This is a genomic window from Oceanobacillus bengalensis, assembly GCF_003628445.1.
GTDB classification, from domain to species: Bacteria; Bacillota; Bacilli; order Bacillales; family Amphibacillaceae; genus Oceanobacillus; species Oceanobacillus bengalensis.
The window spans coordinates 141,082-166,546 of record NZ_RBZO01000002.1 but is presented as its reverse complement, the minus strand read 5'-3'; the positions used below and the strand labels follow the sequence as shown (position 1 = coordinate 166,546).

20 protein-coding genes, 1 other RNA gene and 2 pseudogenes are annotated in these 25,465 nt (G+C 35.0%); 5 read left to right on the top strand and 18 right to left on the bottom strand.

Features of this window, described 5'->3' with window-relative positions:
• Window positions 1-16: 16 nt before the first annotated feature.
• From D8M05_RS02480 to D8M05_RS02460, 5 genes and pseudogenes are all read right to left on the bottom strand, one after another.
• On the bottom strand, window positions 17-1,207 hold the full coding sequence (locus D8M05_RS02480) for a D-alanyl-D-alanine carboxypeptidase family protein (protein WP_121128311.1): 1,191 nt from the start codon (window positions 1,205-1,207) through the stop codon (window positions 17-19).
• A gap of 210 nt (window positions 1,208-1,417) precedes the next feature.
• A pseudogene (locus D8M05_RS02475) lies at window positions 1,418-2,261 on the bottom strand (cation diffusion facilitator family transporter).
• Window positions 2,262-2,535: 274 nt separating this feature from the next.
• Window positions 2,536-4,932: a heavy metal translocating P-type ATPase gene (locus D8M05_RS02470; protein ID WP_121128309.1), complete on the bottom strand. Its 2,397-nt coding sequence runs from the start codon at window positions 4,930-4,932 to the stop codon at window positions 2,536-2,538.
• The gene (locus D8M05_RS02465) at window positions 4,925-5,290 is read right to left on the bottom strand and encodes an ArsR/SmtB family transcription factor (RefSeq protein ID WP_121128307.1); all 366 of its coding nucleotides are present in this window, start codon (window positions 5,288-5,290) and stop codon (window positions 4,925-4,927) included. Before D8M05_RS02465 ends, D8M05_RS02470 begins: the two co-directional genes overlap by 8 nt.
• A 179-nt stretch (window positions 5,291-5,469) precedes the next feature.
• Entirely contained in the window at window positions 5,470-6,084 is a 615-nt protein-coding gene (locus D8M05_RS02460; RefSeq protein WP_379542970.1) for a CadD family cadmium resistance transporter, read from the bottom strand.
• Between the two features lie 410 nt (window positions 6,085-6,494).
• On the opposite strand from D8M05_RS02460, the pseudogene D8M05_RS02455 reads away from it, so the two are divergent.
• A pseudogene (locus D8M05_RS02455) lies at window positions 6,495-6,984 on the top strand (YdhK family protein).
• A gap of 430 nt (window positions 6,985-7,414) precedes the next feature.
• On the opposite strand, the gene merA reads toward D8M05_RS02455, so the two are convergent.
• The 9 genes from merA to D8M05_RS02410 all read right to left on the bottom strand — a co-directional run bounded on the left by merA (window position 7,415) and on the right by D8M05_RS02410 (window position 15,949).
• On the bottom strand, window positions 7,415-9,055 hold the full coding sequence (gene merA, locus D8M05_RS02450) for a mercury(II) reductase (RefSeq protein WP_121128303.1): 1,641 nt from the start codon (window positions 9,053-9,055) through the stop codon (window positions 7,415-7,417).
• Window positions 9,056-9,100: 45 nt separating this feature from the next.
• Entirely contained in the window at window positions 9,101-9,499 is a 399-nt protein-coding gene (gene merR / locus D8M05_RS02445) for a mercury resistance transcriptional regulator MerR (RefSeq protein ID WP_121128301.1), read from the bottom strand.
• Between the two features lie 132 nt (window positions 9,500-9,631).
• Window positions 9,632-11,275 carry an FAD-dependent oxidoreductase gene (locus D8M05_RS02440; protein WP_121128300.1) on the bottom strand — a complete coding sequence of 548 codons (1,644 nt, stop codon included), beginning with the start codon at window positions 11,273-11,275 and terminating at the stop codon, window positions 9,632-9,634.
• A 39-nt stretch (window positions 11,276-11,314) separates the two neighbouring features.
• Complete coding sequence (locus D8M05_RS02435; protein WP_121128298.1) at window positions 11,315-11,596, bottom strand: HesB/IscA family protein; 282 nt, start codon at window positions 11,594-11,596, stop codon at window positions 11,315-11,317.
• Between the two features lie 21 nt (window positions 11,597-11,617).
• Window positions 11,618-13,390: an arsenical pump-driving ATPase gene (gene arsA, locus D8M05_RS02430; protein ID WP_121128296.1), complete on the bottom strand. Its 1,773-nt coding sequence runs from the start codon at window positions 13,388-13,390 to the stop codon at window positions 11,618-11,620.
• 14 nt (window positions 13,391-13,404) lie between these two features.
• A complete protein-coding gene (arsD, locus tag D8M05_RS02425; RefSeq protein WP_121128295.1) occupies window positions 13,405-13,761 on the bottom strand; it encodes an arsenite efflux transporter metallochaperone ArsD in 357 nt (118 codons plus the stop codon).
• Between the two features lie 93 nt (window positions 13,762-13,854).
• On the bottom strand, window positions 13,855-14,274 hold the full coding sequence (gene arsC, locus D8M05_RS02420; protein WP_121128293.1) for an arsenate reductase (thioredoxin): 420 nt from the start codon (window positions 14,272-14,274) through the stop codon (window positions 13,855-13,857).
• Between the two features lie 15 nt (window positions 14,275-14,289).
• Window positions 14,290-15,588, bottom strand: coding sequence for an arsenic transporter (locus tag D8M05_RS02415; protein WP_121128291.1), 1,299 nt, complete (start codon window positions 15,586-15,588; stop codon window positions 14,290-14,292).
• A gap of 16 nt (window positions 15,589-15,604) precedes the next feature.
• The gene (locus tag D8M05_RS02410) at window positions 15,605-15,949 is read right to left on the bottom strand and encodes an ArsR/SmtB family transcription factor (protein WP_121128289.1); all 345 of its coding nucleotides are present in this window, start codon (window positions 15,947-15,949) and stop codon (window positions 15,605-15,607) included.
• Between the two features lie 423 nt (window positions 15,950-16,372).
• Here D8M05_RS02410 and D8M05_RS02405 point away from each other — a divergent pair, with 423 nt between their 5' ends.
• The 4 genes from D8M05_RS02405 (at window position 16,373) to D8M05_RS02395 (ending at window position 19,421) form a co-directional block, all read left to right on the top strand.
• Complete coding sequence (locus tag D8M05_RS02405) at window positions 16,373-16,693, top strand: ArsR/SmtB family transcription factor (RefSeq protein ID WP_121128287.1); 321 nt, start codon at window positions 16,373-16,375, stop codon at window positions 16,691-16,693.
• 91 nt (window positions 16,694-16,784) lie between these two features.
• A complete protein-coding gene (locus D8M05_RS02400) occupies window positions 16,785-17,669 on the top strand; it encodes a permease (protein WP_121128285.1) in 885 nt (294 codons plus the stop codon).
• A gap of 64 nt (window positions 17,670-17,733) precedes the next feature.
• Window positions 17,734-17,880 (top strand): hypothetical protein, encoded by a 147-nt coding sequence (locus tag D8M05_RS20065; RefSeq protein WP_153834510.1) that lies wholly within the window; start codon window positions 17,734-17,736, stop codon window positions 17,878-17,880.
• Window positions 17,881-18,452: 572 nt separating this feature from the next.
• Window positions 18,453-19,421: an arsenic resistance protein gene (locus tag D8M05_RS02395; protein ID WP_121128283.1), complete on the top strand. Its 969-nt coding sequence runs from the start codon at window positions 18,453-18,455 to the stop codon at window positions 19,419-19,421.
• Window positions 19,422-20,633: 1,212 nt separating this feature from the next.
• On the opposite strand, the gene ssrA is transcribed toward D8M05_RS02395, so the two are convergent.
• From ssrA to rnr, 4 genes are all read right to left on the bottom strand, one after another.
• Window positions 20,634-20,975: a transfer-messenger RNA gene (gene ssrA / locus D8M05_RS02390) on the bottom strand.
• Window positions 20,976-21,098: 123 nt separating this feature from the next.
• Window positions 21,099-21,566 (bottom strand): SsrA-binding protein SmpB, encoded by a 468-nt coding sequence (gene smpB / locus D8M05_RS02385; RefSeq protein ID WP_121128281.1) that lies wholly within the window; start codon window positions 21,564-21,566, stop codon window positions 21,099-21,101.
• A gap of 185 nt (window positions 21,567-21,751) precedes the next feature.
• A complete protein-coding gene (gene zupT, locus D8M05_RS02380) occupies window positions 21,752-22,558 on the bottom strand; it encodes a zinc transporter ZupT (protein WP_121128278.1) in 807 nt (268 codons plus the stop codon).
• A 599-nt stretch (window positions 22,559-23,157) separates the two neighbouring features.
• Window positions 23,158-25,431 (bottom strand): ribonuclease R, encoded by a 2,274-nt coding sequence (rnr, locus tag D8M05_RS02375; RefSeq protein WP_121128385.1) that lies wholly within the window; start codon window positions 25,429-25,431, stop codon window positions 23,158-23,160.
• Window positions 25,432-25,465: the final 34 nt, after the last annotated feature.

The following is a 25,465-nucleotide window of genomic DNA, read 5'->3' as shown; positions in this document are numbered from 1 at the left end:
GTCCCATCCGAAATTCTTATTTCCTTACTATTTCCCTAATATGATAAGTGGAACCACCTACAATAACTAAACAGAGTATCATGGCAAATACGAACTCAAGGAAATGCCCTCCAATAACAAAAATTGAATTTGTATCTCTACTTGCAGTACTTATCTCATTAGTTTTTTGCTCTTTACCAGGTGTTCTAGCCTTTTCAATTTTATTTAAAGGATATGATGATAATACACTTCCGTCTTGGGTTATTATTTCTAACATTCCCCCATCATTAACTTTCTTTCTTAATTGTTCATTTAAGGCATGGGTATAAATTATATCGCTAGTTGTCCTATATTTCTGATTACTAACCGTAAATATAGTCCCTTCTCTAATCCTAGATGTTTCAAAGTTGTTAAATCCATAATCTAGTAGACTTATAGTATCTGTGTATGCAGCTGATTGATTATAACTGTTCAATGTAATTACGATTAGACTGAGATTATCTCTTTTGGCTGTAGTTGCAAGTGTAAAACCGGATTGGTTAACAAAACCAGTCTTTCCACCTGTAATCCCTTCATAGGGTATTTCTCTCATTAATTTGTGATGTTTATAAAGTGTGGTGTCCCATGACTTACCGTTCCATTTCAACTCTTTTGTGCCAAATATCCCTCGGAATGTCTCATTTTTTATAGCATATTGGGTTATTTTGGCCAAATCTTCTGCAGTAGTAAAGTGTTCAGGATCATAAAGACCATGTGGGTTTTCAAAATGTGTATTCTGCACACCAACCACATCTTTTAAATATTTATTTATATCCGATGAAAAGTCTTCAATACTACCACTCAGGTGTTCTGCAATTGCTACTCCCGCATCATTGCCAGAGTTTATTAATAATCCTTGTAGTAATTTTCTTAGAGTTACCTGTTCTCCTTCCTCTAAATAGACTCTAGTACCTTCTATATTTCTAGCATTTTCACTTACTTTGACTACATCATCAAGATTACCAGTTTCAATCGCATAAATTGCCGTTGCAATCTTTGTTAAACTTGCAGGATACATTTTCCTATCAATGTTTTTTTCAAATAGAACTGTACCTGTTTGGGAATCTATCATTATGACAGCTTCACTAATTAATTCAGGTGGAGCATTATTAGACTCAGCATGGGTAACAGTTATGAATAGGGTATTTATTGAAACGAAAAAAACAAGAAGTATTACAAATTTCTTCACTAATTTACACCTACTTACAATAATTGATACTTATCCTTGTTACATTTTACATTATTTTTGCTTAGGAATTATTGATTTTGTATAAATGTAATATTTTTTTAATAATATTAGTTGTTAGTAGTAAATTAACATGAAAAAGAACCTACCTATATTTTCGAAAAAATACAGGTAGGTCCAATAAGTTAATAGACTCTGAAAACATTTAGGAAATTAACTTGGTTCAACATGCACATGAACATCATATATATCATTTTCCTTCATAAGCTTCTTTTCTACCTTAGAAGAGATATCATGAGCGTCCTTTATATCTAATGTCGGGTTAACTAGAATTACAGTATCGACGACCACGTTATTTCCATAGCTTCTTGGCCTGAGATCTTTTACACCTTTTACTCCTTTCACTTGTAGAATGGATTTCTTATATGAATTCAGTATGTCATGATCAAAACCATCTGTTAACTGGTGGGAAGCCCCTTTAAAAATATCCCATGCTGTTTTACAAATTAGAATCCCAACAACTATTGCTGTTAATGGATCAAGCCAAGGCAAATTAAACTGGGAGCCAAAAATCCCAATTGCTGTACCTATACTCACCCATGAATCTGATAATTATCTTTTGCTGCTGCCATTACTGAGTGACTTTTTATCTTTTGTGCTAGTTTCTTGTTATATCGATAAACAAAGTACATAACTACTGCTGAAAATACACCTGTTCACGCGGATATGATATCGGGGGATTCATGACCACCTAGAGATATTAAGGTTATAGCTCCAACCAATACTTGAATTCCTACAACCATCATTATAAACGATGCAACCGTTGAAGCCACCATCTCTGCTTTCCAATGGCCAAAAGGGTGATCTTCGTCTGCTGGCTTCTGTGATAATTTTAAGCCTATTAACACTGCGATAGATGCTATTATATCCGTTGTATTGTTCAAACCATCTGCTTTTAATACCTCTGAATTACTGCAGATAAACATATGTACGCAATAATACTTATTATTGCACCACGCTCACCCATTTTTAAATTTCTATATTTTTGTTCTTCCATTGTGACTCCCTCCATTAACCGCTTGAACATTGTACCAAATCAATTTCGAGTGGGTCTATAGAAATCTTATTAGGATTGGTAACGTTAATAAGTAATCTCCAAAAAAGTTGAGCAGAGGAAATATCTCTAAAAGAGATTTGGAAAAAACCCAGTTAAAATAAATAACCCGCATGAAATCTAATTAAACCTTGATTTCATGCGGATTATTTATTTTTATCACGATTTATACAAAAATCAATTATTTTTGAGACTTATGTTCCAGCTAGTCTCCGTTTTATTCCTTAACTCTCATAAGTCTTAAACTATTTAGTGCTACTAAAAGAGTTGCCCCCATATCAGAGAGAATCGCAATCCATAGCGTTAACCAACCCGGTATAACTAATAATAACGCAATTAATTTAATTCCAATTGCAAAAGTGATATTGGCCTTAATTATATTTAATGATTTACGGCTTAGTTTAACTGCAAATGGAAGTTTACTTAGATCATCACCCATTAGCGCAACGTCTGCAGTTTCTATTGCCGTATCTGTACCGGCTCCTCCCATTGCAATACCGACTGTAGATGCTGCTAATGCCGGGGCGTCATTGACACCATCACCAACCATCGCAACATTGCCGTATTCGGATCTCAATTGTTTAATATAATCTAATTTATCCTGTGGCATTAGTTCTGCCTGAATTTCTGATACTCCTACCTGACTACCAATTGCATTTGCAGTACCTTTGTTATCACCCGTTAGCATAACCGTCTTTTTAATTCCAAGTTGATGTAGCTTATCAATAATATCTTTACTTGTTTCACGTACTTGATCAGCTACAGCAATAACAGCAAGTACTTCTTTTTCCGTACCAAAAACCATCGCTGTTTTTCCTTGGTTTTGAAGCTTTGTTACCTTTTGTTCTATATTCTTGTCATAATTAGTGGTAGATAAATCCTTAAATAGTTTAGGGCTTCCAATATAATAGGTTGTTCCTTTTATGTTACCCATAATCCCTTTACCTGTAATAGAAGTGAAATCTTCTACCACTATATCTGAATAAAAAATATTTTCCTCCCCGGCTTTTTTCATAATTGCAGATGCAAGGGGATGTTGTGAACGATACTCTAATGCAGTAATGTACGATAAAGTTTCTTCTTTACTTACATTTTCGTTCAACATTTTATAATCAGTTACAATTGGGACGCCTTTCGTTAATGTCCCTGTTTTATCAAATGCGATTGCTTTTAAAGCACCCATTTCTTCTAAATACACTCCACCTTTAATAAGGACTCCTTTTTTTGCAGCATTTCCAATTGCTGATACTATTGAAATTGGAGTGGAAATAACCAATGCACAAGGACAACCTACGACTAGAACAGCCAAGCCTTGATAAACCCATGTTCCCCAGTCTGCACCCAAAAATAAAGGTGGTACAATTGCAACTAATGCTGCAATAACCATTATTATTGGTGTATAGTATTTCGCAAATTTATCGATAAAAGCTTGCGCAGGAGCGCGCTCGCCTTGCGCTTCCTCAACAAGATGAATAATCTTAGAAATCGTTGTATCCTCTACAAGTTTGGTGATTTTTACTTCAAGTAAACCTTCTTCATTTATCGTACCTGCAAAAACTTCATCATCAATTGTTTTTTCAACTGGGACTGATTCACCAGTGATAGCCGCCTGATTAACAGCGGAATTTCCGCTTACAACCAAACCATCCATAGCTATCTTTTGACCGGGTTTAACAATCATTATGTCACCAACAGCAATGTCATCAACGTGTATCATCAATTCTTGCCCATTCCGTCTAACGAGTGCCTCATTAGGTGCAATGTCCATTAAAGAACGAATGGATTGCCTTGCCCTATCCATAGAGAATCGTTCAAGGGCTTCACTAATCGCAAAAAGAATTACGACAATAGATGCTTCAGCCCATTCTCCAATGATAGCAGCTCCTATAACAGCCACTGTCATGAGGGTTTTCATGTCAAAATCAAAATGTAACAAGTTCTGAAAACCAACTTTAAAGAGTGAGAATCCTCCGATCACAATGGATGATACAAATAATAATGAAGTTATAAGATTCTCTTCCCCGTTCACAAACAGGGAAAGGTAGCCAAAGACAATCAATAGAGAAGCAAATAATAAAGTGCTATGCTTTTTATGAAAAGGAACTTTTTCTTCTTTTTCAACCTCTCTAACCTCTTTAGTTTCTTGTGTAGCTTGCCTTACTGGTTTTTCTGGTGACACTTTTAGATTCTCAAATGCACCGGCTTTTTCCAATTCCTCGATTGTTGCATTACCTTGAACAGAAATTTTAGATGCTCCAAAATTTACTTTTGCATCTTGAACTCCCGGAAGTTGTATAACATTTTTTTCAAATTTACCTGCACAATTTGCACATGAAAACCCCTCTACACGATATACATTTTCAACTATTTTTGGTTCACGTTTTGGCTTTTCCGGAGCTACTTTTAAATTCTCAAAAGCGCCAGCCTTTTCTAACTCCTCAATTGTTGCATTACCTTGAACAGAAATTTTAGATGCGCCAAAATTCACTTTCGCATCTTGAACTCCCGGAAGTTGCTTAACATTTTTTTCAAATTTACCTGCACAGTTCGCACATGAAAATCCATCTACGCGATATACATTTTTATCCTCTAATGACTTTACTGACTCACTCAACTTCGACAACCTCCTTCTGGTGTTCGAAGGCTAAATTTATAAGCTTCTTTACATGCTCATCATCTAATGAATAAAATACTAATTTTCCTTCTTTGCGGTATTTGGCTAATCCTAAATTTTTTAACAATCTTAAATGATGAGATGCTGTAGCAGTAGTAGATCCTACAATGTTCGCCACATCGCAGACACATAACTCGTCTTCTAAAGACAAAGCATAGGCAATCTTAACCCTAGTATCGTCTGACAGAGCCTTAAAAACTTTAGCTACGTCCATAGGATTTTGTTCAGTAAGGTTATTTTTAGCTCTGGTTACCTTCTCTTGATTGATACACGTCACTTCACAAATATCTTTTGTCATATTATCCCCCTTATATATTCAAATAAATATTTGAATGATGATTATATTTATAATATATTCTTCTATAAACAAATAGTCAAACAATTATTTGATTAAATTTCAAAAAATATTTTCGACAATTTAACGTAATTCGCCTTTAGTTAATAACTAATTAAAAGTGTTTATAGCCATTTTCTTAATTAATTAAACCAATTTAATATAATACTAAAAGTTCCATTTTCAGACATAATCATAATTCCTAAAATCACAAAAACAATTGGAACAATAATTTTCTCGTATTTTTCTACTGTTTCGGATACACCTTTTACAGCTGATATACGGCGGCATAGATATAACAACACTGCCGCAGCAACATAATAAATTACAATCGTAACGACTAATTCAAATGTGTTTAAAGTAGTAAAATAAGGAATGTAGACACCTAAATTATCTCCACCGGCAGCTAACATAATGACTGCTACGCTAAGTATAAGACTGCTGAATCGATTGGTAGATTCTAAAATTTCTTCATTTTCTTCGTCATCATCGTCTTCCTTTTCAAACAAAACCTTCAGACCGATAAGTATTGGAACTAAACCAAGTAATCCTATCCATTGCTGCGGAATTAAAGCAAGACCAAAAGCTGCCAAAAGGCTAACTCCTATAAGGATGGTAAATCCTAAATACTGACCTAATACTATATCTCTAACCGAGCCATTTTTCTTTTTCATTTGCGCAAATAAAACAACTAAAATTACAATGTAATCAATACTTGTCGCTATGTAAGAGATAACTGCAGATATAATCGTTGTCATTATAGTAATCCCTCCATTCTAAAATATAAGTTGTATTCTCTCACTTCTTAAACCAATTTTGTGAACTCCCCATATTCAAACACACTTTTGAACGCTTTTATTTTAAGACTATGTAACCAATTAGTCAAATGATTGTTTGAATAAGAGGCTTAATATAGGTGCTTTACCCTTTACAGAAAAGCATTTGATTGCTAAATAAGTTTAATCCAATTTACAAATTTTACTGTTAAAATAAAAGCGATAAACAATATAATTAAGAGGATTTTTAATGAAGAGCAAAAAATTTATGATTACTATTTTTCACTGTGTTTATCTTATCTGCTTGTGCAGGTACAAATGAGGAAGAAAACACAGAAAATGAATTTAATACGGAAAAAAATATGAAAATGGAATCCAATAATGATGATGAAATGGATATGGAAGAACCTGACGAAGATATGGATGGAATGGATTATTCTGGTATGAGCCATTCTAGTTCTGGTGAAGTTCCAGAAGGTTTAGAAGAAGCTGAAAATAAAACGTGTGAAGTTGGTAGCCAAGCTATAATTGAATCTGATCATATGACTGGGATGAATGGTGCAGAGGCAACAATTGTTGGAGCATATGATACAACAGTTTATACTGTTTCCTATACCCAAACAACTGATGGGGAAGCGATAGAAGATCATAAATGGGTTATACACGAAGAAATTGAAGGAGCGGGAGAAAATTCATTTGAACCGGGAATCCGAAGTGACCTTAAATACAGATCATATGGAAGGGATGGACGGAGCCTCAGCAGTAATTGATTCAGCAGAAGAAACAACCGTACATATGGTTGATTTTATATCTACTTACTTAGGGGAAGAAGTGAAAAACCATAAATGGGTAACAGAAGGTGAATTATCACCAGTAGAATAATTTTTGCGATTTAAGGACTTGTCCATTAATGGATAAGTCCTTTTTTACTCACCCATTTTTAGATTCTTATATTTTTGTTCATCCATAGTAATTCCCCTCCATTAACTGCCTGAACATTGTATCAAGGCAATTTCGTGTGGGTCTATAGAAATCTTATTAGAATTGGCAATTGTTAGTATGTAATAACCTAAAGAGTTGCGCATGGGAAATTTTATAAAAAGGAAAAGCGTCTTTGTTTAAAAAGACGCCTAAAGTAAGAGGAAAGGTGTTTACTTCATGAGCTAATACCTTAGAATAGTGAGAGACTATCACTTTAATTTTCATTACTAATTTAAAACTGATTTTTGTTAATATCTAACAAATACTATAGGGGTCAAAAGTTATTTTTACAACTTAGATAAATACTCGTTTTAGGTATATTATATTATTTTTATCCTGCACAACAAGATAATTTGGAAACATCTTTATCAATTGAAAGAGCAGCCAATTTTAATCCTTCTGACATTGTTAAATACGGAGCTAGGCTCTCTGTTAAATCTTCAATAGTTAATCCAAATTTTACGGCTAATGTTCCAGCATAGATTACATCTCCTGCATTTTCTGCCACGATATGAATTCCTAATACCTTTAATGATTTTTCTTCTGCTACTAATTTAATTACACCAGTAGTTTCTCTATTTACGATTGCTCTAGGGACAGAATCTAAAGGTAATACGGATATTTTTACTTCATATCCTTTTTCTTTTGCCTGTTCCTCCGTTAAACCAACCGTAGCGATTGAAGGATATGTAAATACAACGCTAGGTACTACCTCTAAATTTAGTTTACGATTCAAACTGCCAATAGCATTATCAGCAACAGTTTTCCCTTCATAAGCAGCTACATAAACGAATTGAGGACCCAATGTGACATCTCCAGCAGCATAGATATTTTTATTATTTGTTTGGGCATATTCATTTATTTTTATCTCATTACAAGACCCAACATTGACACCGGCAGCTTTTAAGTTTAATTCTTTGGTATTGGGTTGTCTTCCTGCAGCAATAAAAAGTTGTTCACTTTCTATAACATTTTGTTTTCCATCTACAGTGACATAAACTTTTTTTATTTCTCCTTTTTGTTCAACTCGTTCTAAAACCGCACCTTTTACAAAATATATCCCTTGTTCACTTAGTGCTTTTTCCGCAACTTCTGAAATCTCTGGTTCATAGCCTTTTAATATTCGTTCGCCTCTTTGTATAAGTGTTACTTCAGAACCCAAATTATGAAACATTTGCCCAAGCTCCAAACCAATGAATCCAGAACCGACAACCGTTAAACGTTTAGGAACCTCTTTTAGCTCAAGTAACGATGTACTTGTCAAATAATCCACTTCTTTAAGACCAGAAATAGGCGGTACAAAAGGAGACGCACCTGTTGCGATTAGGAATCGTTTTGATGAAAAATTTTTCCCATTTACTTCAACTGTATTTTCATCAACAAACTTCGCTTGACCCACAATCAAATCAATTCCATATTCTTCGATTAAATCAATATACTTTTGTTTGCGAAGACCACTAACTAATTCATCCTTTTGTTCCATTAATGAATTTAATTCTACTTTATCGGAAGATGTTTGTAGTCCTGCAAATGGATTTGTTTTAGCCAAGCGATTGATTTCTCCTGCTTTAAGAAGCGTTTTTGATGGAACACAACCAATATTTACACAAGTTCCACCAACTATTCCACGTTCAATCATACCAACCTTTGCACCATATTCGATAGCTTTAATGGCAGCGGAAAAAGCAGCCCCACCTGAGCCAATAATTAGTAAATCATAACCAGCCTGATGATCTAACTCTACATTTTTTTGTAATGAAATTTCTTCTATATCTTTAGGTTGGTATTTTGCTTGCGTAATTACCATTTTTACTTTATCTACATTAACGTCATTTGGTAATTCAAAAACAGATACACCACATCGAAAACTAGTTTCAATGTTTTTAGCACCAATACTAGTTAATGCAATATTAATATGCTGCTCACATCCTGAACAGCTCATCCCCTCGATATTAAGCCGATATTTTTTCATAATTATTCCTCCTAAGTTCTATAAATAATTCAGTAATACTTATCCCTAATCAACAATTAGTGATTCGATAATAGGACAATGATGTAATTCTTTTTGATCTGGGCATCTTCTTTTTAAATCCAGTAGCATAGATTCGATTCGCTTTAAATCTTCAATCTGTTTTCGAACCGCTTTCTCCTTTTGCGATACAAATTCGAACATATTTCGGCAGCGAACCTCATCATTATCAACAACGCCAAGTAATTTATAAATTTCATTTAATGTAAACCCAAGGTCTTGGAGTCTTTTGATAAATTTTACACGCTTAACATTGTCATCTGAATAAATCCTATACCTAGCATTCGTTCGGAAAGGCTCTTGCAATAATCCTTTTTGTTCGTAATATCTAATTGTCTCTTTATTTACACCACATTTTTCTGCAAATACACTGATTCGGTAACTCAAATAATTCACCCCTAGAAACATAATAAACCGTGTACCTTAGTACACGGTCAAGTATATGATTAAATTTTTCTGTTACAACTAACTTGCTATCATTAAAAGACACTAAACATCTTTACTCCTAATAGTTTTTCTTTATAACTTTCGTTTAAAACTCTGATAATTCTTATTCCCGCCAGAAAGATTAAATACCTCTTTAAAACCCATATTTTTTAACACATTCTGGGCAGCATTTCCTGTAACACCTTTATTACAATACGTTACGGTAGGGATATTAGGATCCAAATTCTTCGCTTCATCACGCAACTTTGCCAATGGAATATTTACTGCTCCATCCACTTTCGATACCTCATACTGTTTCGTTGCTCTTGCATCAATAATCTGGAACCTTTCTCCGCTATCGATTCTATCCGTTAATTCTTGTGGGGTAATCAGTTTATTTTTCTTATCTATCGCATTTTGTAAAGCCATCCCAGTGTACATAACGGGATCTTTAGTTGTACTGAATGGTGGTGCGTATGCTAAATCCAAATGGAATAAGTCTTCAGCTTTTGCTTTAAAGGAGATAGCCGTTACGAATACATCGATTCGCTTATCGACTCCATCTTCTCCTACGATTTGCACACCTAAAATTTGGCTTGTTTTTCTATCTGCAATCGCCTTGATTATTAATTCTTTTCCACCAAGGTACTCTGCTCTCGAAGGCTTAATATTGTGTAATACTTCAATATCAAACCCTTCTGTCTTAGCCCCTTTTTCACTTAAACCGGTATAGCCTACCGCTAAGTCAAACACCCTTAAAATTCCTGTACCTAAAATACCGCGGTGTTCCAAATCACCTCCAGTAATTACATCTCCAGCTATACGTCCCATTTTATTGGCTGTAGAGCCTAACGGACGATAAATAGGTTTTCCTGTTATAATTGAAAAGCTTTCTGCTACGTCCCCAACAGCATAAATATCAGACAGATTGGTTTGCATTTTCGGATTTACTTTTATTGCTCCAGATGCACCCAATTCGACACCAATTTCTTTTGCCAGTTTGGTATTAGGTCTCACACCAGTTGCTAAAATAACTATGTCAGAATCAATGACATTTCCACTTTTTGTTTGCACAGCATTCTCTGTAATCACAGTTGCTTCTTCGTTTAATAACAAGTTTACTCCGTTATCTCGGATATGTTCTTCTACACGGGATGCCATATCTTTATCCAAATGCGGCATAATCTGATTGCTACGCTGTACAATCGTTACTTCTAATCCTTTATGAGTCAACTGTTCTGCCATTTCAAGTCCGATGAAACCAGCACCGATGATAGTCACCTTTTTCGGATTATTAGAAACCATAAACGAATTTATTGTTGCTGTGTTTTGGATATTGCGGACATGAAAGACGTGTTTCATGTCTCCCCCTTTAATTGGTGGGGTGGTTGGAGTAGCACCAGTCGCAAAGACCAATGTATCATAATTGTCCTGTTTCGTCTCACTGGTATCTAAATTTTTAACCGTGACTGATTTCTTATCTGTATCTATCCCTATAACTTCATGACGTGTATGAATGTCCACATTGTAACGTTTTTTAAACCATGCAGCACTTCTCGGTGTTAATGTCTCTAACTCATCGACTTCTCCCCCTAAAAAGTAGGGAATTCCACAAATGGAATAAGAGATATCATAGTCTGCATTATATAACGTGATTTCTGCATTTTCATCGTTTCTGCGTGCCTTTGCAGCAACAGATGTACCAGCTGCAACTGAACCAATAATAATTATCTTCATATGTTTATAATCCTCCAGATCTTATCTTGATGTTTATTCTTAGCAGCACTGATCCATTCCTAGTAACACAAATTGCGATCCGTTTGGTGTTTCATCGTCATCTAATGTTAATCCTTCTACAGTATCTTTAACAACCTTATCAATGGCTACTTTAATTCCATCAATTTCTTCCACAATATCGTTTTCTTCAGGCGCATCTAGAGAAATACCTAATTGCGGACCACAACATCCCGCCCCCATTGAATAGAAGCGAATACCTTCTGCACCCTTTTCTTGAAAAATAACCTGTAATTTATTTTTAGCCTTTTCTGTGATATTCATTATAATTCCTCCCCTTATTTTTTAAAGTTGAACAAATTTCTTCAATTGGTCATAGCCTATTTTTACTTCCTTCATCCAAGGGATTAACGCACTATTATCAGCTAATTCTTCTTGTACTTTCTTAATCCATTGCTTTTCCGATGCTGCACGTGCTTTTAATACTTTATCTGTTGTTCCTGTTGCATATAAACTTCGATTGATGACCCACCATTTTGGAGTTAACTCTGCTCGCTTTAAGTCATCCTGCAAGCGTGTTGCCTCAAAAACAGGAGTTGCTTCTGTCAATGTAACAACGACTACCCCTGTCTCTTCTGGGTTACGCAGTCTTGGCAATAACTTTTTCACACTTTCTGGAATTTCACCTGTAGAACGGCTCATTTCCTTGTGATAAGCCTCCGATGAATCAAGTAAAAGCAACGTATGCCCGGTTGGTGCAGTATCGATAACAACAATTTCTTGTTCAGACCTTTCTACTACATCGGCAAAAGCACGGAACACCGCAATCTCTTCCGTACATGGAGACTCAAGGTCTTCCTGTAAGAAGGCAAGTTCGTCATCATTCAATTCACCAGCATTAGTAATTACTTCTTTTTTGTAAGCTTCTACTTCTACTTCTGGGTTAATACTGCTGATGGATAAATTCTCATTAACAGTACCGTTTTGGAACATATATTCCAGATGTGCTGCTGGGTCAGTTGTTGTTAAATGAACTTTATGCCCTTTTTCCGTCAATCCAACTGCGATTGCTGCAGCGACTGATGTTTTTCCAACTCCACCTTTACCCATTGTAAAAATAACACGAGTATTTTTAGATGAAAAATCATCAATTACATCCTTTAGTTCAGAAAGTGGTGCAAGTTCCGTATCCTCACTAGTCTCCTTGAATTCAACTAAAGGTTCATCGCTAACAATTTGTCGAAGACGATCCATACCAATTAGGGAATACGATACAAAAGGCAATGAATAGGTTTGAATTTTTTTCAGTTCCTCTGGTGTTTTCGTTAATGCTTCTTGCTGCCCTTCGTAAAACGCAGTAGATACCTCATCATTTTGGTCATAAGACTGCAATAGTCCATTTATGATAAGCATTTGTTTTTTGATGCCAATCTCTCCAAGCTCTGATGATGCACGGTTAGCTTCAATCAGTGTGGATTCCTCTGGTCTTGCAACTAAGATTAGTGTTGTTTTTTCACCATCAGAAAGGGATTCAACTGCTTTTTGGTACATATCCTTCTTATCATCAAGTCCTGACAATGGACCCAAGCAGGAAGCACCATGTGTTGCTTCCTCCAAATAACCTGACCATGCTGTAGGTAGGGATAATAAACGAAGCGTATGACCTGTTGGAGCAGTGTCAAACAATACATGATCATATTGAGTAAAAATTCTATCATCAGCTAATAAATGAGAGAATTCATCAAATGTGGCAATTTCTACTGTACATGCTCCAGAAAGCTGTTCCTCCATCTGATTGACTACCGATTCTGGAAGTTTATCCCGATATGGTCCAACCGTTTTCTCACGATATACTCTGGCTGCTTCTTCTGGATCAATATTACTCGCAAATAAGTTTTTTACACTTGGAATTCCAACAGGCTCACGAGATAACTCGATTTCAAATACATCCTGCAAATTAGAAGCAGGATCCGTACTGACTAACAAAACCTTTTTTCCTTGATCAGCAAGTGCTACTGCTGTTGCACATGCTACGGACGTTTTTCCAACCCCACCTTTGCCAGTAAAAAATAGATAAGGTGTTTCGACATGCTGTTTCGGATTATAACGTGTATACATTTTAAGATGCTCCTTTAATCGAGTTTTACTGAAACACGTACACAAGGTTTCTGAGTCAATTCCTCCGCACTTACTTCCAACCATTCCGCAAATTCCTCATTGGTTGGATATTCACCGACTTTAACTACTTCCCCATCTAAAAGTATTACTGGAAGTGCATCTGCTCCTTTTTCTTGAAGAACCTGATTTACCGTTTTATTATCTGCAAAAGCTGCAGGGTCATTTGCTAAATTAAATCGCTTGATGTCCACGCCTTTTTGTTCCATTGAATAAACTGCAGAAGCTACTCTTGTTAGGTTTGGATCGACACTAGGTCCACAAACTCCTGTTGAACAGCACATAGCTGGGTCAAAGATTTCTACTTTTTTCATAGGTAATACCTCCAGTCCATTAATATATAACTATATACTTATATGGTATCAGATAGATAAGCTTTGAGTATATTCTCACGGCTTATCTACCAGTCATTCTTCGGTTTCTGCAAATCGTTTAATTCGTTCACCAATTTCGTCCCGAACACGCTGAAATACTTGCCATACTTCCTCTTCCGTACCTTCTGATTTAGCTGGATCATCAAATCCCCAATGTTCTCTTTTTACATGAGCAGGCGTCATTGGACAACTATCCTTTGCATCACCACATAAGGTGACAGCCATTGTTGCGTTATTTAAAAATTCTGGGTCAATAGTTTTCGATTTTTGATCTGTTATATCAATACCAACTTCCTTCATGGCTTTTACGGCATTGGGATTTAATCCATGTGCTTCAATGCCTGCACTTCGAACTTCCCATTCATCTCCAAGATACTTTTTTGCCCAGCCTTCTGCCATTTGACTTCTGCAAGAGTTACCTGTGCATAAGAAATAAATTGTTTTTTTACCCATATAAATACTCCTTTATTAAAATATAGTTAATGTTAAATATAGACCTAGTAACGTGATAAATAAGATTGGTAGCGTTAGAATAATACCAGTCTTGAAATACGTTCCCCAAGAAATCTTAATTCCTTTTTGTGAAAGAACATGAAGCCATACTAATGTTGCTAAAGAACCAATTGGTGTTATTTTTGGACCCAAGTCTGATCCGACAACATTCGCATAAATAAGTGCTTCCCTTAACACACCCGATGTATTTGTTTCTGCGATTGCTAAAGCATCAATCATTACCGTTGGCATATTATTCATAATGGATGATAGAAAAGCAGCAATGAACCCCATTCCAACGGTAGCAATAAATAAGCCTTCTTCGGCAACCATTTGAATGACACTTGCTAGAGCAGTGGTGAGTCCCGCATTTCCTAATCCATATACCACGACATACATTCCGATGGAAAAGAACACAATATCCCACGGCGCTCCCTTAATAGCGTTTTTTGTATTTACTGCGGAACTTTGTCTACCCATAATAATAAAGAAGATAGCAATGGTTCCTGCAATAATAGAAACAGGTATATTGATAAATTCACTAGTAAAGTATCCAATTACTAATAAGCCAAGGACATACCATGATAGACGAAACATTTTATGATCTTTAATAGCATTTCTAGGTTCGGTTAATTTAGAAACATCATACGACCTTGGAATACTTTTTCTAAAGTAAATCAGTAACACTGAAATCGTTGCAACTAATGAAAATAAATTTGGAATAATCATTCGTGAAGCATATTCAACAAATCCGATACCAAAGAAGTCTGCAGACACAATATTTACTAAGTTACTGACAATGAATGGTAATGATGTTGTATCAGCGATAAAACCACTCGCCATGATAAACGGAAAAATCATTTTTTCTTTGAAATTTAAATTACGTACCATAGCAAGTACGATTGGTGTAAGAATTAACGCTGCACCATCATTCGCAAACAAGGCAGCAACAATCGCACCTAATATACTGATATAGACAAACATTTTTATTCCATTACCCTTTGCAAAACGGGCCATATGTAAGGCAGCCCATTCGAATAATCCAATTTCATCCAAAATTAAAGAAATAAGAATGATTGCTACGAATGCCAATGTGGCGTTCCAAACGATTTGTGTTACTTCGATTACATCACTAAACCCTACGACTCCTACAATTAGAGCTAAAACTGCTCCTCCCATTGCAGACCAACCAATATTTAAACCTTTTGGTTGCCAAATGACTAGGACGAGGGTTGCTACAAATATGAGTATTGCGAGTATAAGCGTTGTTGACAAAATAATACCTCCAATATTAACAACAATTAATTCGTGTACCTTTTTCTTCTAGTTCTTTTATTTTATAGTCCTGACTCGGAAGTTGATCAAGAATTGGTTGAATAAATGAATAATACTCATTATTTTTATTTACTGAGTAGAAAATCCATTGTCCTTTCCTTTCTTCCACTACCAGTCCTAAATCTTTAAGCTTACGCAAGTGTTGACTAACAGCTGGTTGACTGAACTGAAATATTTCTACAAATTCACATACACAACAAGCGTGATTATCCATTAATTTCATCATCGTTAGACGTGTCTTGTCACCAAGCAGTTTTAAAATGTTCGCAGCTTTGTCTATTTCAAAAGATATTTGCAGCATTTAAATCCCCCTTTTTATTATTTATTATGGAATTAGTATATAACTATTTGCTTATATATTCAATGGATTAATACACAGAAACATGAAATTTTAAGAAATCATTTTATTTTACTCCTACTACTATTCTTTAGATTAAAATTCTTATACGCATATATTAATAATTTAAATACTTGATTTGATGCGTTTTTCTAACTTTTTTCCACCGTTCTTGTAATCCAGCAGGCTTTTCTAAAATCCTAGTGTTGAAAACAAAGTCAATTTTATAGTTCTTTTCGAACAACTCTCATGCGGAACATCGTGTTAAAAGGGAGTTAAGGGGGAATTCATCAAATAAATTTGATTAAAAAGGTTGCAATTTAATTTTATGGATAATATACTGTTAATAAATCAAAAAAAATTGATGTATTAGTTGGAGGTGAAATAATGGAATTAATTAAAAAGGTAAATGAATTAGGTGAAGATGAGGCACTTGATTTTTATGAAAATATGTTTAATGCATTAGCTGATAAAATAAGATTAAAAATTATAAATGAAATTAGTAAAAGTCCAAATAAATCTTTGTGTGTCTGTGATTTAGAAGAAAAATTAGAGTTAAAGCAATCAAAACTATCTTATCACTTAAAAAAATTAGTAAATGTTAATATTCTGATTCCAGAAAAACATGGTACATGGAATTATTATAAAATTAATGAAGAACAAATACAGTTTGTCTTATCTGAAGATACTTGTTGTAAAATTTTCTAACGGGTATCTTAGTTATTTATTATATAAATCAACTTTTTTTGATTTATATATCAAAAAAAGTTGATACATAAAATGTAAAGGAGTTATATTTATGACAGATTCAATTTTAGAATTTATAAAAACCTTTTTCATGCTATTTTTTGAATTACTTGCTTTATTTATTGTAGTGAGCTTTATTGTGAGTTTAATTCAACAAGTAATATCAGAGGAAAAAATTAAAAAAATTTTAAGTCGCCCAAACAAAGCTGTTAATTATTTATTAGGTACATTGTTTGGTGCAATTACACCATTTTGCTCCTGTTCAACAATACCCATACTAGCAGGATTATTAAATTCCAAAGTACCATTTGGACCTTCAATGAGTTTTTTAATTGCTTCACCATTAATGAATCCGGTTATGATTTTCATGCTTTGGGCATTGTTAGGTTGGGAAATTGCGCTAGTATATTTTATCGTGCTAAGTATTTTTAGTATTTTAACGGGGCTTATATTTTCAAAACTTAATTTAGCAGGGACGTATAAAGGTGTAACTGTTAAAGGTGATGGCTTTTTCAGTAATAAACAAGGGTCTAGAGTTAAGCAAGCTTTAAATGATGCATGGGCATTTCTTTATCCAATGCTTCCTTACTTATTTATAGGGGTCTTTATTGGTGCATTTATTTATGGATTTGTTCCAGCAGAGTTTATTACAAAATATGCAAGTGGTGACGGAATTTTCTCTATAATGATTGCTTCGGTCATTGGTATTCCAATGTATATTCGTCCTGAAACAATGTTACCTATTGCAGAAGCACTTGTTTCAAAAGGTATGTCAATGGGTACTGTAATTGCTTTAGTTATTGGTGGTGCAGGTGCAAGTATCCCAGAAGTAGTTATGTTGTCTAAACTATTTAAGAAGAAATTTTTAGTTGCATTTATTTCAGCTATTTTAATAGTGGCTATAGGTACAGGTCTTATTGTTAATTTAATTATTTAGGTTTAAAAAGAAAATAGTTGTTGCGCTTGCATCATCAAATCACCCTTTTAAGGAGGTGATATTCATGGCAGAAAAAAAGTCTGGTCTTAAAAAGTTGTTCTCTAAACCCAATTGCTGCAGCATTGAAATCGAAGAAGTCAAACAAACTGAAAACAACAGCTGTTGCGGATCTTCAAAGGAGAACACTAATAAGCAACGGAAAGAGGCTTAATAAGGAAGGTCAAAACTCGCAACTATTGCAAAAGGGCTTCGTTTAGAGGCCCTTTTTACTTTAATTACTCATAGAAAAGGATGATACCAATGATTGTCAATCATGCAAGTATATTGAGTAAAAATACTTTAAATCATAAATTCAACTTATTATAATACCAAACTGGAACCAGCCTAAATTTAATATTGAAATTTAGTTAAAATAAACATTTGATCTATGATTAAAAAGCTATTGAATTCAAATTGAATAATGCCCTCTGTTTTCCCTATGCTCTTATCTCAATGTACAACTATTTAGCAGAGATAAGAACTTTTTAACATGGAAACCAAATTTTTGGCAGGGGCTAAGCTATATAACTGTGGCTTTAAAATAAAGTTTGATTAAAAACAACCCAGAAACTTGCTTTTTTATGTTAATTTAAAGAACCTGTTTTGAAAAAAAGATTGATCATTTTCCAGTGCTAATCTTCCACAATTGGGCGATTGCGGAATGAAAAGAATGCAATAGAAATGTAATTATACTATACTTACTAGTAATTGGATTACATAGTTTTAAGAAGGATTGAATTTTTTATGGGGGTATTAGATAAACTACAAACCTTTATTATATTATTTGCTGTTAGTTTAGGTCTCTTATTAGGACAGGTAAACATCATTGAACAATATGCCGAAAATCTTATTACACCATTTCTATTGTTAATGCTATACGGATTGTTTTTAACAATTCCATTACAACAATTAAAGAAGGCTTTTTCAAATATTAAATTTCTAGGGTCCAGTACGATCATTAATTTTATCTGGACACCAATATTAGCTTGGGGTTTAGGTTCTGTTTTCTTATCTGATTATCCTGCTTTATGGATTGGTTTTATCATGCTTATGGTAACACCTTGTACAGATTGGTATCTAGCGTTTACTGGTATAGCAAAAGGAAATGTGTCTCTTTCAACATCTGTTTTGCCGATTAATTTAATTTTGCAAGTCGTACTTTTACCAGTATATTTGTTAATATTTGCTGGAACTATTGAATCGATACCCATGTCAACACTTATAGAAAGTATAGTAATTGTATTAGTTATTCCATTTATACTTGCTCATCTTACACGACTCTTATTAAGAAAAAAATCTGTTTTAAACAATAAGATTATTCCCTTTTTCGGCAATGCCCAAATTTTCTTTTTATCATTAGCTATTATGGCAATGTTTGCTTCCCAAGGTTCTTACTTACTTGTAAAACTAGAAGTTATTTACATTTTAATTATTCCAGTTTTATCATTTTTTGTTATTAACTATGTAGTAGGACGCTTTGTTGGAAGATTTTTAAAGTTTTCTTATGAAGATACGGTTAGCTTAAATATGACGATTATTGCTAGGAATTCACCAGTGTCTTTGGCTATAGCTGTGACAGCATTCCCTGATCAACCTCTTATTGCTTTGGCTTTAGTTATTGGGCCGTTAATTGAATTACCTGTACTTGCCATAGTTTCGCAAGCATTACTTTTCACAAGAAAAAAGGGTAAAAATAAAAGTTATCCTACATAATCTAGGATAACCTTTATTTTATATAACAATCAGGTCCGTTTGTTGGATTGTCTCAATCCATAGATCAATGTAATTGTATCAAACCCTTTTATAAATTATCGAACCTCATTTTAAATTATCAAACTTTATTTCAACAATAACAGTGGATACCGACTTTACACTAAAGGAAAAGGCATTTAGGTGAGGACACAAAAGGAATCGGAAATCGTAACAGATACGATACCGATTCCTTCTATGAAGACTAAATAAATAGCTCACTTCTCACCATTTATTAATTAGAGAGTTTCCAACAATAATGTTTACGAACAGCGCCAGATGGATTAATTATGCCGATGCACAAGTATCAATACGATGATGATTGAAAACAGCTAAATTGAATTTTTAAATCGCCTTCTTTGAATAAATTATATATTTTTGGAAATAATTAAATATGTTAGTGCAACTTGTATTTCAGACATAAAAAATGAGGGAGTGGATACTTCCTCATTTTTTTATGCAATCCCTCCCCTTAAAGCGGATCAATTTTTAAATTTATCAAATACACTTTTCTTTACTAAAAATGTTTGATGATATCCTTTTAAATGAAAACTATCTATTTTTCTCATTTAGAAGAAACGTAATATAAAATCCTACATTGATTCTTCAAACCTTTCATTTATACCACAACATTGAAAATTACCAATAAATATTTTTTGTGTCCATAATGAATTGAACCACAATAATAAGTGCAAAGTGATTTACAATTTCACTTTGAAATTTAATTGTCGATATAAATGATGAATTCGTAATATATTAGCTATGAAAGTTGAAGAATCAAGCATAAAATTTCCTAAAAAAAAATAAAGCATAAAGCTTCCAAACGGAAATTTTATGCTTTACGTCACAAAAACACAAAAAAACCACCAACATATGTATTGGTGGAGACGGTGGGACATGCTCTTCCATGCTTTCGTCATGGCACTGACTATATCTTAAACCTGTTTAACCAGGTCCCTCGGCGTCTTATGCGAAATATAAATTTTCCTTATTCAGAAGAGATTTCGCATCCTAGTACTACCAAATTGGGGTTGGCAGCCTATAAGTCGATACATGGCTGTTGGATTACTCCACATACCACTCGGTATTGCCCTATCACTATAAAAGACGTGACTTAGGTTTCACCGATAAAGCCGAATTTTCACTTTTGTGTTACCACAAAAGGCGACTAATTACTAATCGAACCCACGTCCAGAGATAACGCCACTTAGGCTTCTACACGTGTAGTTGGTATATTCGTATTTCGCTTTTCCTTCAGCCTACCAACAGGCTTCCAGAAAGCTAGTCTGATTCATTTCGACTAACGCCCTCAGACGGTGGACATTAGCCTTAGCCCGCTTAAGTTTGAGACCCTTCAATCTACCACACGGGCGATGGTAGGAAGGATCCTAAAGCAGAGCTTACGCTGCTGCTAAAGAGTAATTGTTTTCTTTGCCAGTTATATTTAGGCGAGTAACGTTTTACGAGCCGTAACCTCGACGCGCAACCCAAGCTCGAACTACCCCTGTCGAATCCGTAACGTCCCCATATAAAGGAGAAACGCTCAGGATAATTGAGCATTAATCTTACTAACTTGTACCCTTATTATATCAAACGTCAGATAAAATGCAAGGGCTGGTAACAATTACTAGTCGAATAGTCCTATCTCATGTGATCTTTCAACGCACGATCAATATCACGTTTCATTTGTTTCTTCTTCAAATCTTCCCGTTTATCATATTTCTTCTTCCCTTTTCCAAGCCCAATCAATACCTTTGCATATCCATTCTTAATGTATATTTTCAACGGGATTAACGCATAGCCTTGCTGCTGGGTAAGTCCAATAAGTTTATCAATTTGCTTTCGATGCAGTAGAAGCTTCCTGCTTCGTGTTGGATCATGATTAAATCGATTACCCTGTTCATATTCTGAAATGTGTAGATTGATTAACTGTACTTCACCACGACGATCAATTCTCGCATGGGCATCTTTAATGTTTACACGGCCATTTCTAAGTGATTTAATTTCCGTACCTTGTAAAACAATGCCTGCCTCATACGTTTCTTCAATAAAATAATCATGGGATGCTTTTTTATTTTGTGCGATTGTCTTTCCTTGACCTTTTGGCATAAGACTTCCTCCTACTTGCTTACGTTCCTTTATTTTATCAAACATTGATAAGCATTCCAAGAAGAAAAGCACAAGCGAATCGATGTTGACTTATCGTATAGAGGTGAGGCACTCTACTAGCCGCTGGGTGCTAGAGCTAGCCATCAATTAAAAACGAACAGTGCCAGGCACCGTTCGCATATAAACTAATTTAGAAGCAATAAACTGAGGGCCATGATTGCCATACCAGTCATCACACCATAGATGGAAAGATGTGTTTCATCGTATTTTTTTGCAGCTGGTATCAATTCATCAATGGATATAAACACCATGATTCCCGCAACCATTGCAAAGATAATCCCAAACATTGTATCAGTTAAGAATGGCATTAAAATCAAAAATGCCACAACCGCCCCAATTGGTTCAGCTAACCCAGATAAGAATGATAGTTTAAATGCCTTTTTCTTATTACCTGTTGCGTAATAAATAGGTACAGAGACCGCAATACCTTCAGGGATATTGTGAATTGCTACTGCAATGGCAATCGCAAAACCGATTGAAGGATCCTGTAACGTTGAAATAAATGTTGCAATCCCCTCTGGAAAATTATGAATGGCGAGTGCTATGGCCGTAAATACACCCATTTTCATAAGATCTGGGTCTTTTATATGGCCGCGGGGTTTTTCCATATCCTCCACTTTTTTTACTTCATGTGGATTAGAGGATTTCGGTATAAATTTATCAATTAAACCAATTAACAACATTCCTGCAAAGAAAGAAACAACAGTCAACCAATATCCTTCATCTGGACCTAAAGCAACGGTTAATGAGTCTTTTGCTTTAAAGAATATTTCTACCATTGATACATAAATCATTACTCCAGCTGATAGCCCTAAAGAAAAGGATAAAAACTTAGTGTTTGTAGTTTTAGCAAAGAACGCTAATAAACTACCTACACCGGTTGCCAAGCCAGCAAACAAAGTAAATAAAAATGCTAGTAAAACATCATTCAATTTCTGTTACTCCTTTCTGATGCGGCATGATCCGCATAATGAGGTAAATCGCATCTGTTATGAATAAGTAATGAATATTTGTTTCTAGTATTAAAGAAAACCCTAATGAAAGAAGTTCTACATATATTCGTTATATTTTATCATATTCCTTAATAAGTAGTATAGGAGACAATTAATTAGATGTCAACAATTAGTTTTCCCTAGTGCAACTTTTCATAAAGAAAGTATATGCGGAAGTTCATATAATGTGATTGCCAAATACTGTTTTCCTAGAGATAAAGGAGACTTTGGCAGCATTACAACTCCGTTAGGAAAAATCATTAATTTCAATAATCAAAACAAGGTCTAAGTAAGCATAAGTACTGTTTAAAAGCCTCTGACAAGGCTGTCATAGGCAAAAGAAGTATGTATTTCTGATGAAACACCCGTGACTAACGCTGTCATGGGCAAAGGGACACTGATAAAATTCTTCAAGGTCAAGTAATGTCATATTTATAATTTCTTCACGTACATCTAGTTGCATCTTTTTTTCATAGCGTATTTCTAAGACTTTAGAAAATATCTTTAACAAAGAAATGAGCCTCACATATTCATGAGACTCATTTCTTTTTCTTCTTCTTTTTCTTATGTTGCTTTTGTTTCCCATTATTTGATGGTGGACGACTATTACCTTTCTTCCCGCCTTTTCTATCTTTGCCAGAATCTTTCTGTCCCTTACTAGCTTTTACTGCTATCGGTCTACGTCTTTTCTGTTCTACTCCAACTAATTCAAAATCAACCGTGTACTCATCTGTATTCACACTAACTACTTTTACTTTAGCTTCATCACCAACACGATAAACGTTCGCTGTACGCTCACCGATTAGTGCATGACTACGATCATCGTAATGATAATAATCATCCGTCAAGAAGCTTATGTGAATAAGGCCTTCCACTGTATTCTCTAATTCAACAAACATTCCAAAGTTGGTAACAGAACTAATCATACCAGTAAATTCTTCACCAATCTTATCCTTCATATATTCCGCTTTCTTCAGGTCATCTGTATCACGCTCAGCATCAACCGCACGACGTTCCATCTCTGAAGTATGGCGGGCAATTTCAGGTAAGTTTTGCTTCCAGTGACTTGTTGTTTTGCTGTCCAATTGATTATTCACTAAATACGTTCGGATGAGCCGATGAACGATTAAGTCTGGATACCTTCTAATTGGTGACGTAAAATGGGTGTAAAACTCCGTTGCCAATCCAAAGTGCCCAATACTTTGCGGATCATATTTTGCCTGCTTCATGGAACGAAGCATAAGTTTTGATACAATCATTTCTTCTGGTCTGCCTTGGATTTCTTCTAGCACCTTTTGCAATGCCTGCGGGTGAATCTCATTTGCTGTTCCTTTTACCGTAACTCCAAGCCCTGCGAGAAATTCGAAAAAGCTCTGAAGTTTTCCTTCATCTGGATCTTCGTGAATACGATGAATAAATGGTACATCCATCCAATGGAAATGTTCTGCCACTGTTTCATTGGCACAAAGCATGAATTCTTCAATTAACCGCTCCGCAACAGAACGTTCCCGTAATACAACATCGATTGCTTTTCCATTATCATCTACTAAGACTTGTGCTTCCTTAAAGTCAAAGTCAATGGCACCACGTCCCATACGTTTTCCTCTTAGTATTGCTGCAAGCTTTTCCATTTCTTCAAACATTGGGACCAGTGGTTCATATCTTTCTCGTAATGCCTGATCCTTGTCAACAAGAATTTTATTTACATCATGGTATGTCATGCGTTCCGTTGTTTTAATCACACTTTGGAAAATCTCATGACTAACAACTTGTCCTGCAGATGTAATCTCCATCTCACAGCCGAGTGTTAAACGATCAACTTGTGGATTTAGCGAACAAATCCCATTCGACAGTCGATGTGGAATCATCGGGATTACTCGGTCAACTAGGTAAACACTTGTACCCCGTTCGTATGCTTCTTTATCAATGGCTGTACCCTCTTCTACGTAATAACTTACATCCGCAATATACACACCAAGTTTATAATTCCCGTTATCTAATTTCTTTACGGTAACGGCATCGTCTAAGTCTTTTGCATCGGCACCGTCAATTGTTACAATCATTTCATCCCTTAAATCACGGCGCCCCTCAAGCTCATCTTCTGAAATAGTCTCAGGAACACTGCTTGCTTGGTCCAATACTTCATCAGGAAAATCAATCGTTATGCCATGCTTGTAAATAATCGAAAGAATATCAATTCCTGGGTCATTTTTATGTCCAAGAATATGAATAATCTCTCCTTCTGCACTCATTCTTCCCTCGGGATACTTTGTGATACGAGCAATAACTTTATGTCCTTCAACAGCACCATGCGTGCTTCCCTTTGGTATGAAAATATCATTTGGTATCCGCTTGTCATCCGCGATTACAAATCCAAAGGAACGATTATCTTCATACGTACCGACAACTTGTATAACCGCTCGTTCTAGAATTCGAATAACTTGTCCTTCCGCACGATTTCCATCGTCTCCGCCTTTTTCAATTCGGACCAATACTTTATCACTGTTCATTGCAGACGCCAAATCAGAGGCATGGATGTATACATCACTCAACCCTTCTTCATCTGGAATAAGAAAAGCAAATCCCTTCTGATGCATCTGGATTCTACCACGAACGAGATTCATTTTTTCTGGCAGACCAAAACGGTTTTTCCTCGTTCTTACTAACTCTCCTGCACCTTCCAATTCATTTAAGGCTATCACTAGTTCCTTAAACTCAAGAGCTTCTTGCAATCCTAAAGAAGCTTCTATTTCATCGACAGCTAAAGGTTTTGTACCTGATTCCTTAAAAAATGATAGAATTCTATCCTTCATCTGCTCACCCTCTTTCTCTTTCTTATTGTTTACT

Excerpts from the sequence above, each read along its gene's own strand:
- rnr (WP_121128385.1), bottom strand. The coding sequence starts at position 25,431 with ATGAAGGATAGAATTCTATCATTTTTTAAGGAATCAGGTACAAAACCT.
- D8M05_RS02405 (WP_121128287.1), top strand. The coding sequence starts at position 16,373 with ATGGAATTAATTAAAAAGGTAAATGAATTAGGTGAAGATGAGGCACTT.
- D8M05_RS02410 (WP_121128289.1), bottom strand. The coding sequence starts at position 15,949 with ATGCTGCAAATATCTTTTGAAATAGACAAAGCTGCGAACATTTTAAAA.
- D8M05_RS02435 (WP_121128298.1), bottom strand. The coding sequence starts at position 11,596 with ATGAATATCACAGAAAAGGCTAAAAATAAATTACAGGTTATTTTTCAA.
- D8M05_RS02460 (WP_379542970.1), bottom strand. The coding sequence starts at position 6,084 with ATGACAACGATTATATCTGCAGTTATCTCTTACATAGCGACAAGTATT.
- merA (WP_121128303.1), bottom strand. The coding sequence starts at position 9,055 with ATGAAAAAATATCGGCTTAATATCGAGGGGATGAGCTGTTCAGGATGT.
- D8M05_RS02465 (WP_121128307.1), bottom strand. The coding sequence starts at position 5,290 with ATGACAAAAGATATTTGTGAAGTGACGTGTATCAATCAAGAGAAGGTA.
- smpB (WP_121128281.1), bottom strand. The coding sequence starts at position 21,566 with ATGCCAAAAGGTCAAGGAAAGACAATCGCACAAAATAAAAAAGCATCC.
- D8M05_RS02395 (WP_121128283.1), top strand. The coding sequence starts at position 18,453 with ATGGGGGTATTAGATAAACTACAAACCTTTATTATATTATTTGCTGTT.
- D8M05_RS20065 (WP_153834510.1), top strand. The coding sequence starts at position 17,734 with ATGGCAGAAAAAAAGTCTGGTCTTAAAAAGTTGTTCTCTAAACCCAAT.
- arsA (WP_121128296.1), bottom strand. The coding sequence starts at position 13,390 with ATGTATACACGTTATAATCCGAAACAGCATGTCGAAACACCTTATCTA.
- arsD (WP_121128295.1), bottom strand. The coding sequence starts at position 13,761 with ATGAAAAAAGTAGAAATCTTTGACCCAGCTATGTGCTGTTCAACAGGA.
- arsC (WP_121128293.1), bottom strand. The coding sequence starts at position 14,274 with ATGGGTAAAAAAACAATTTATTTCTTATGCACAGGTAACTCTTGCAGA.
- D8M05_RS02440 (WP_121128300.1), bottom strand. The coding sequence starts at position 11,275 with ATGAAGATAATTATTATTGGTTCAGTTGCAGCTGGTACATCTGTTGCT.
- D8M05_RS02400 (WP_121128285.1), top strand. The coding sequence starts at position 16,785 with ATGACAGATTCAATTTTAGAATTTATAAAAACCTTTTTCATGCTATTT.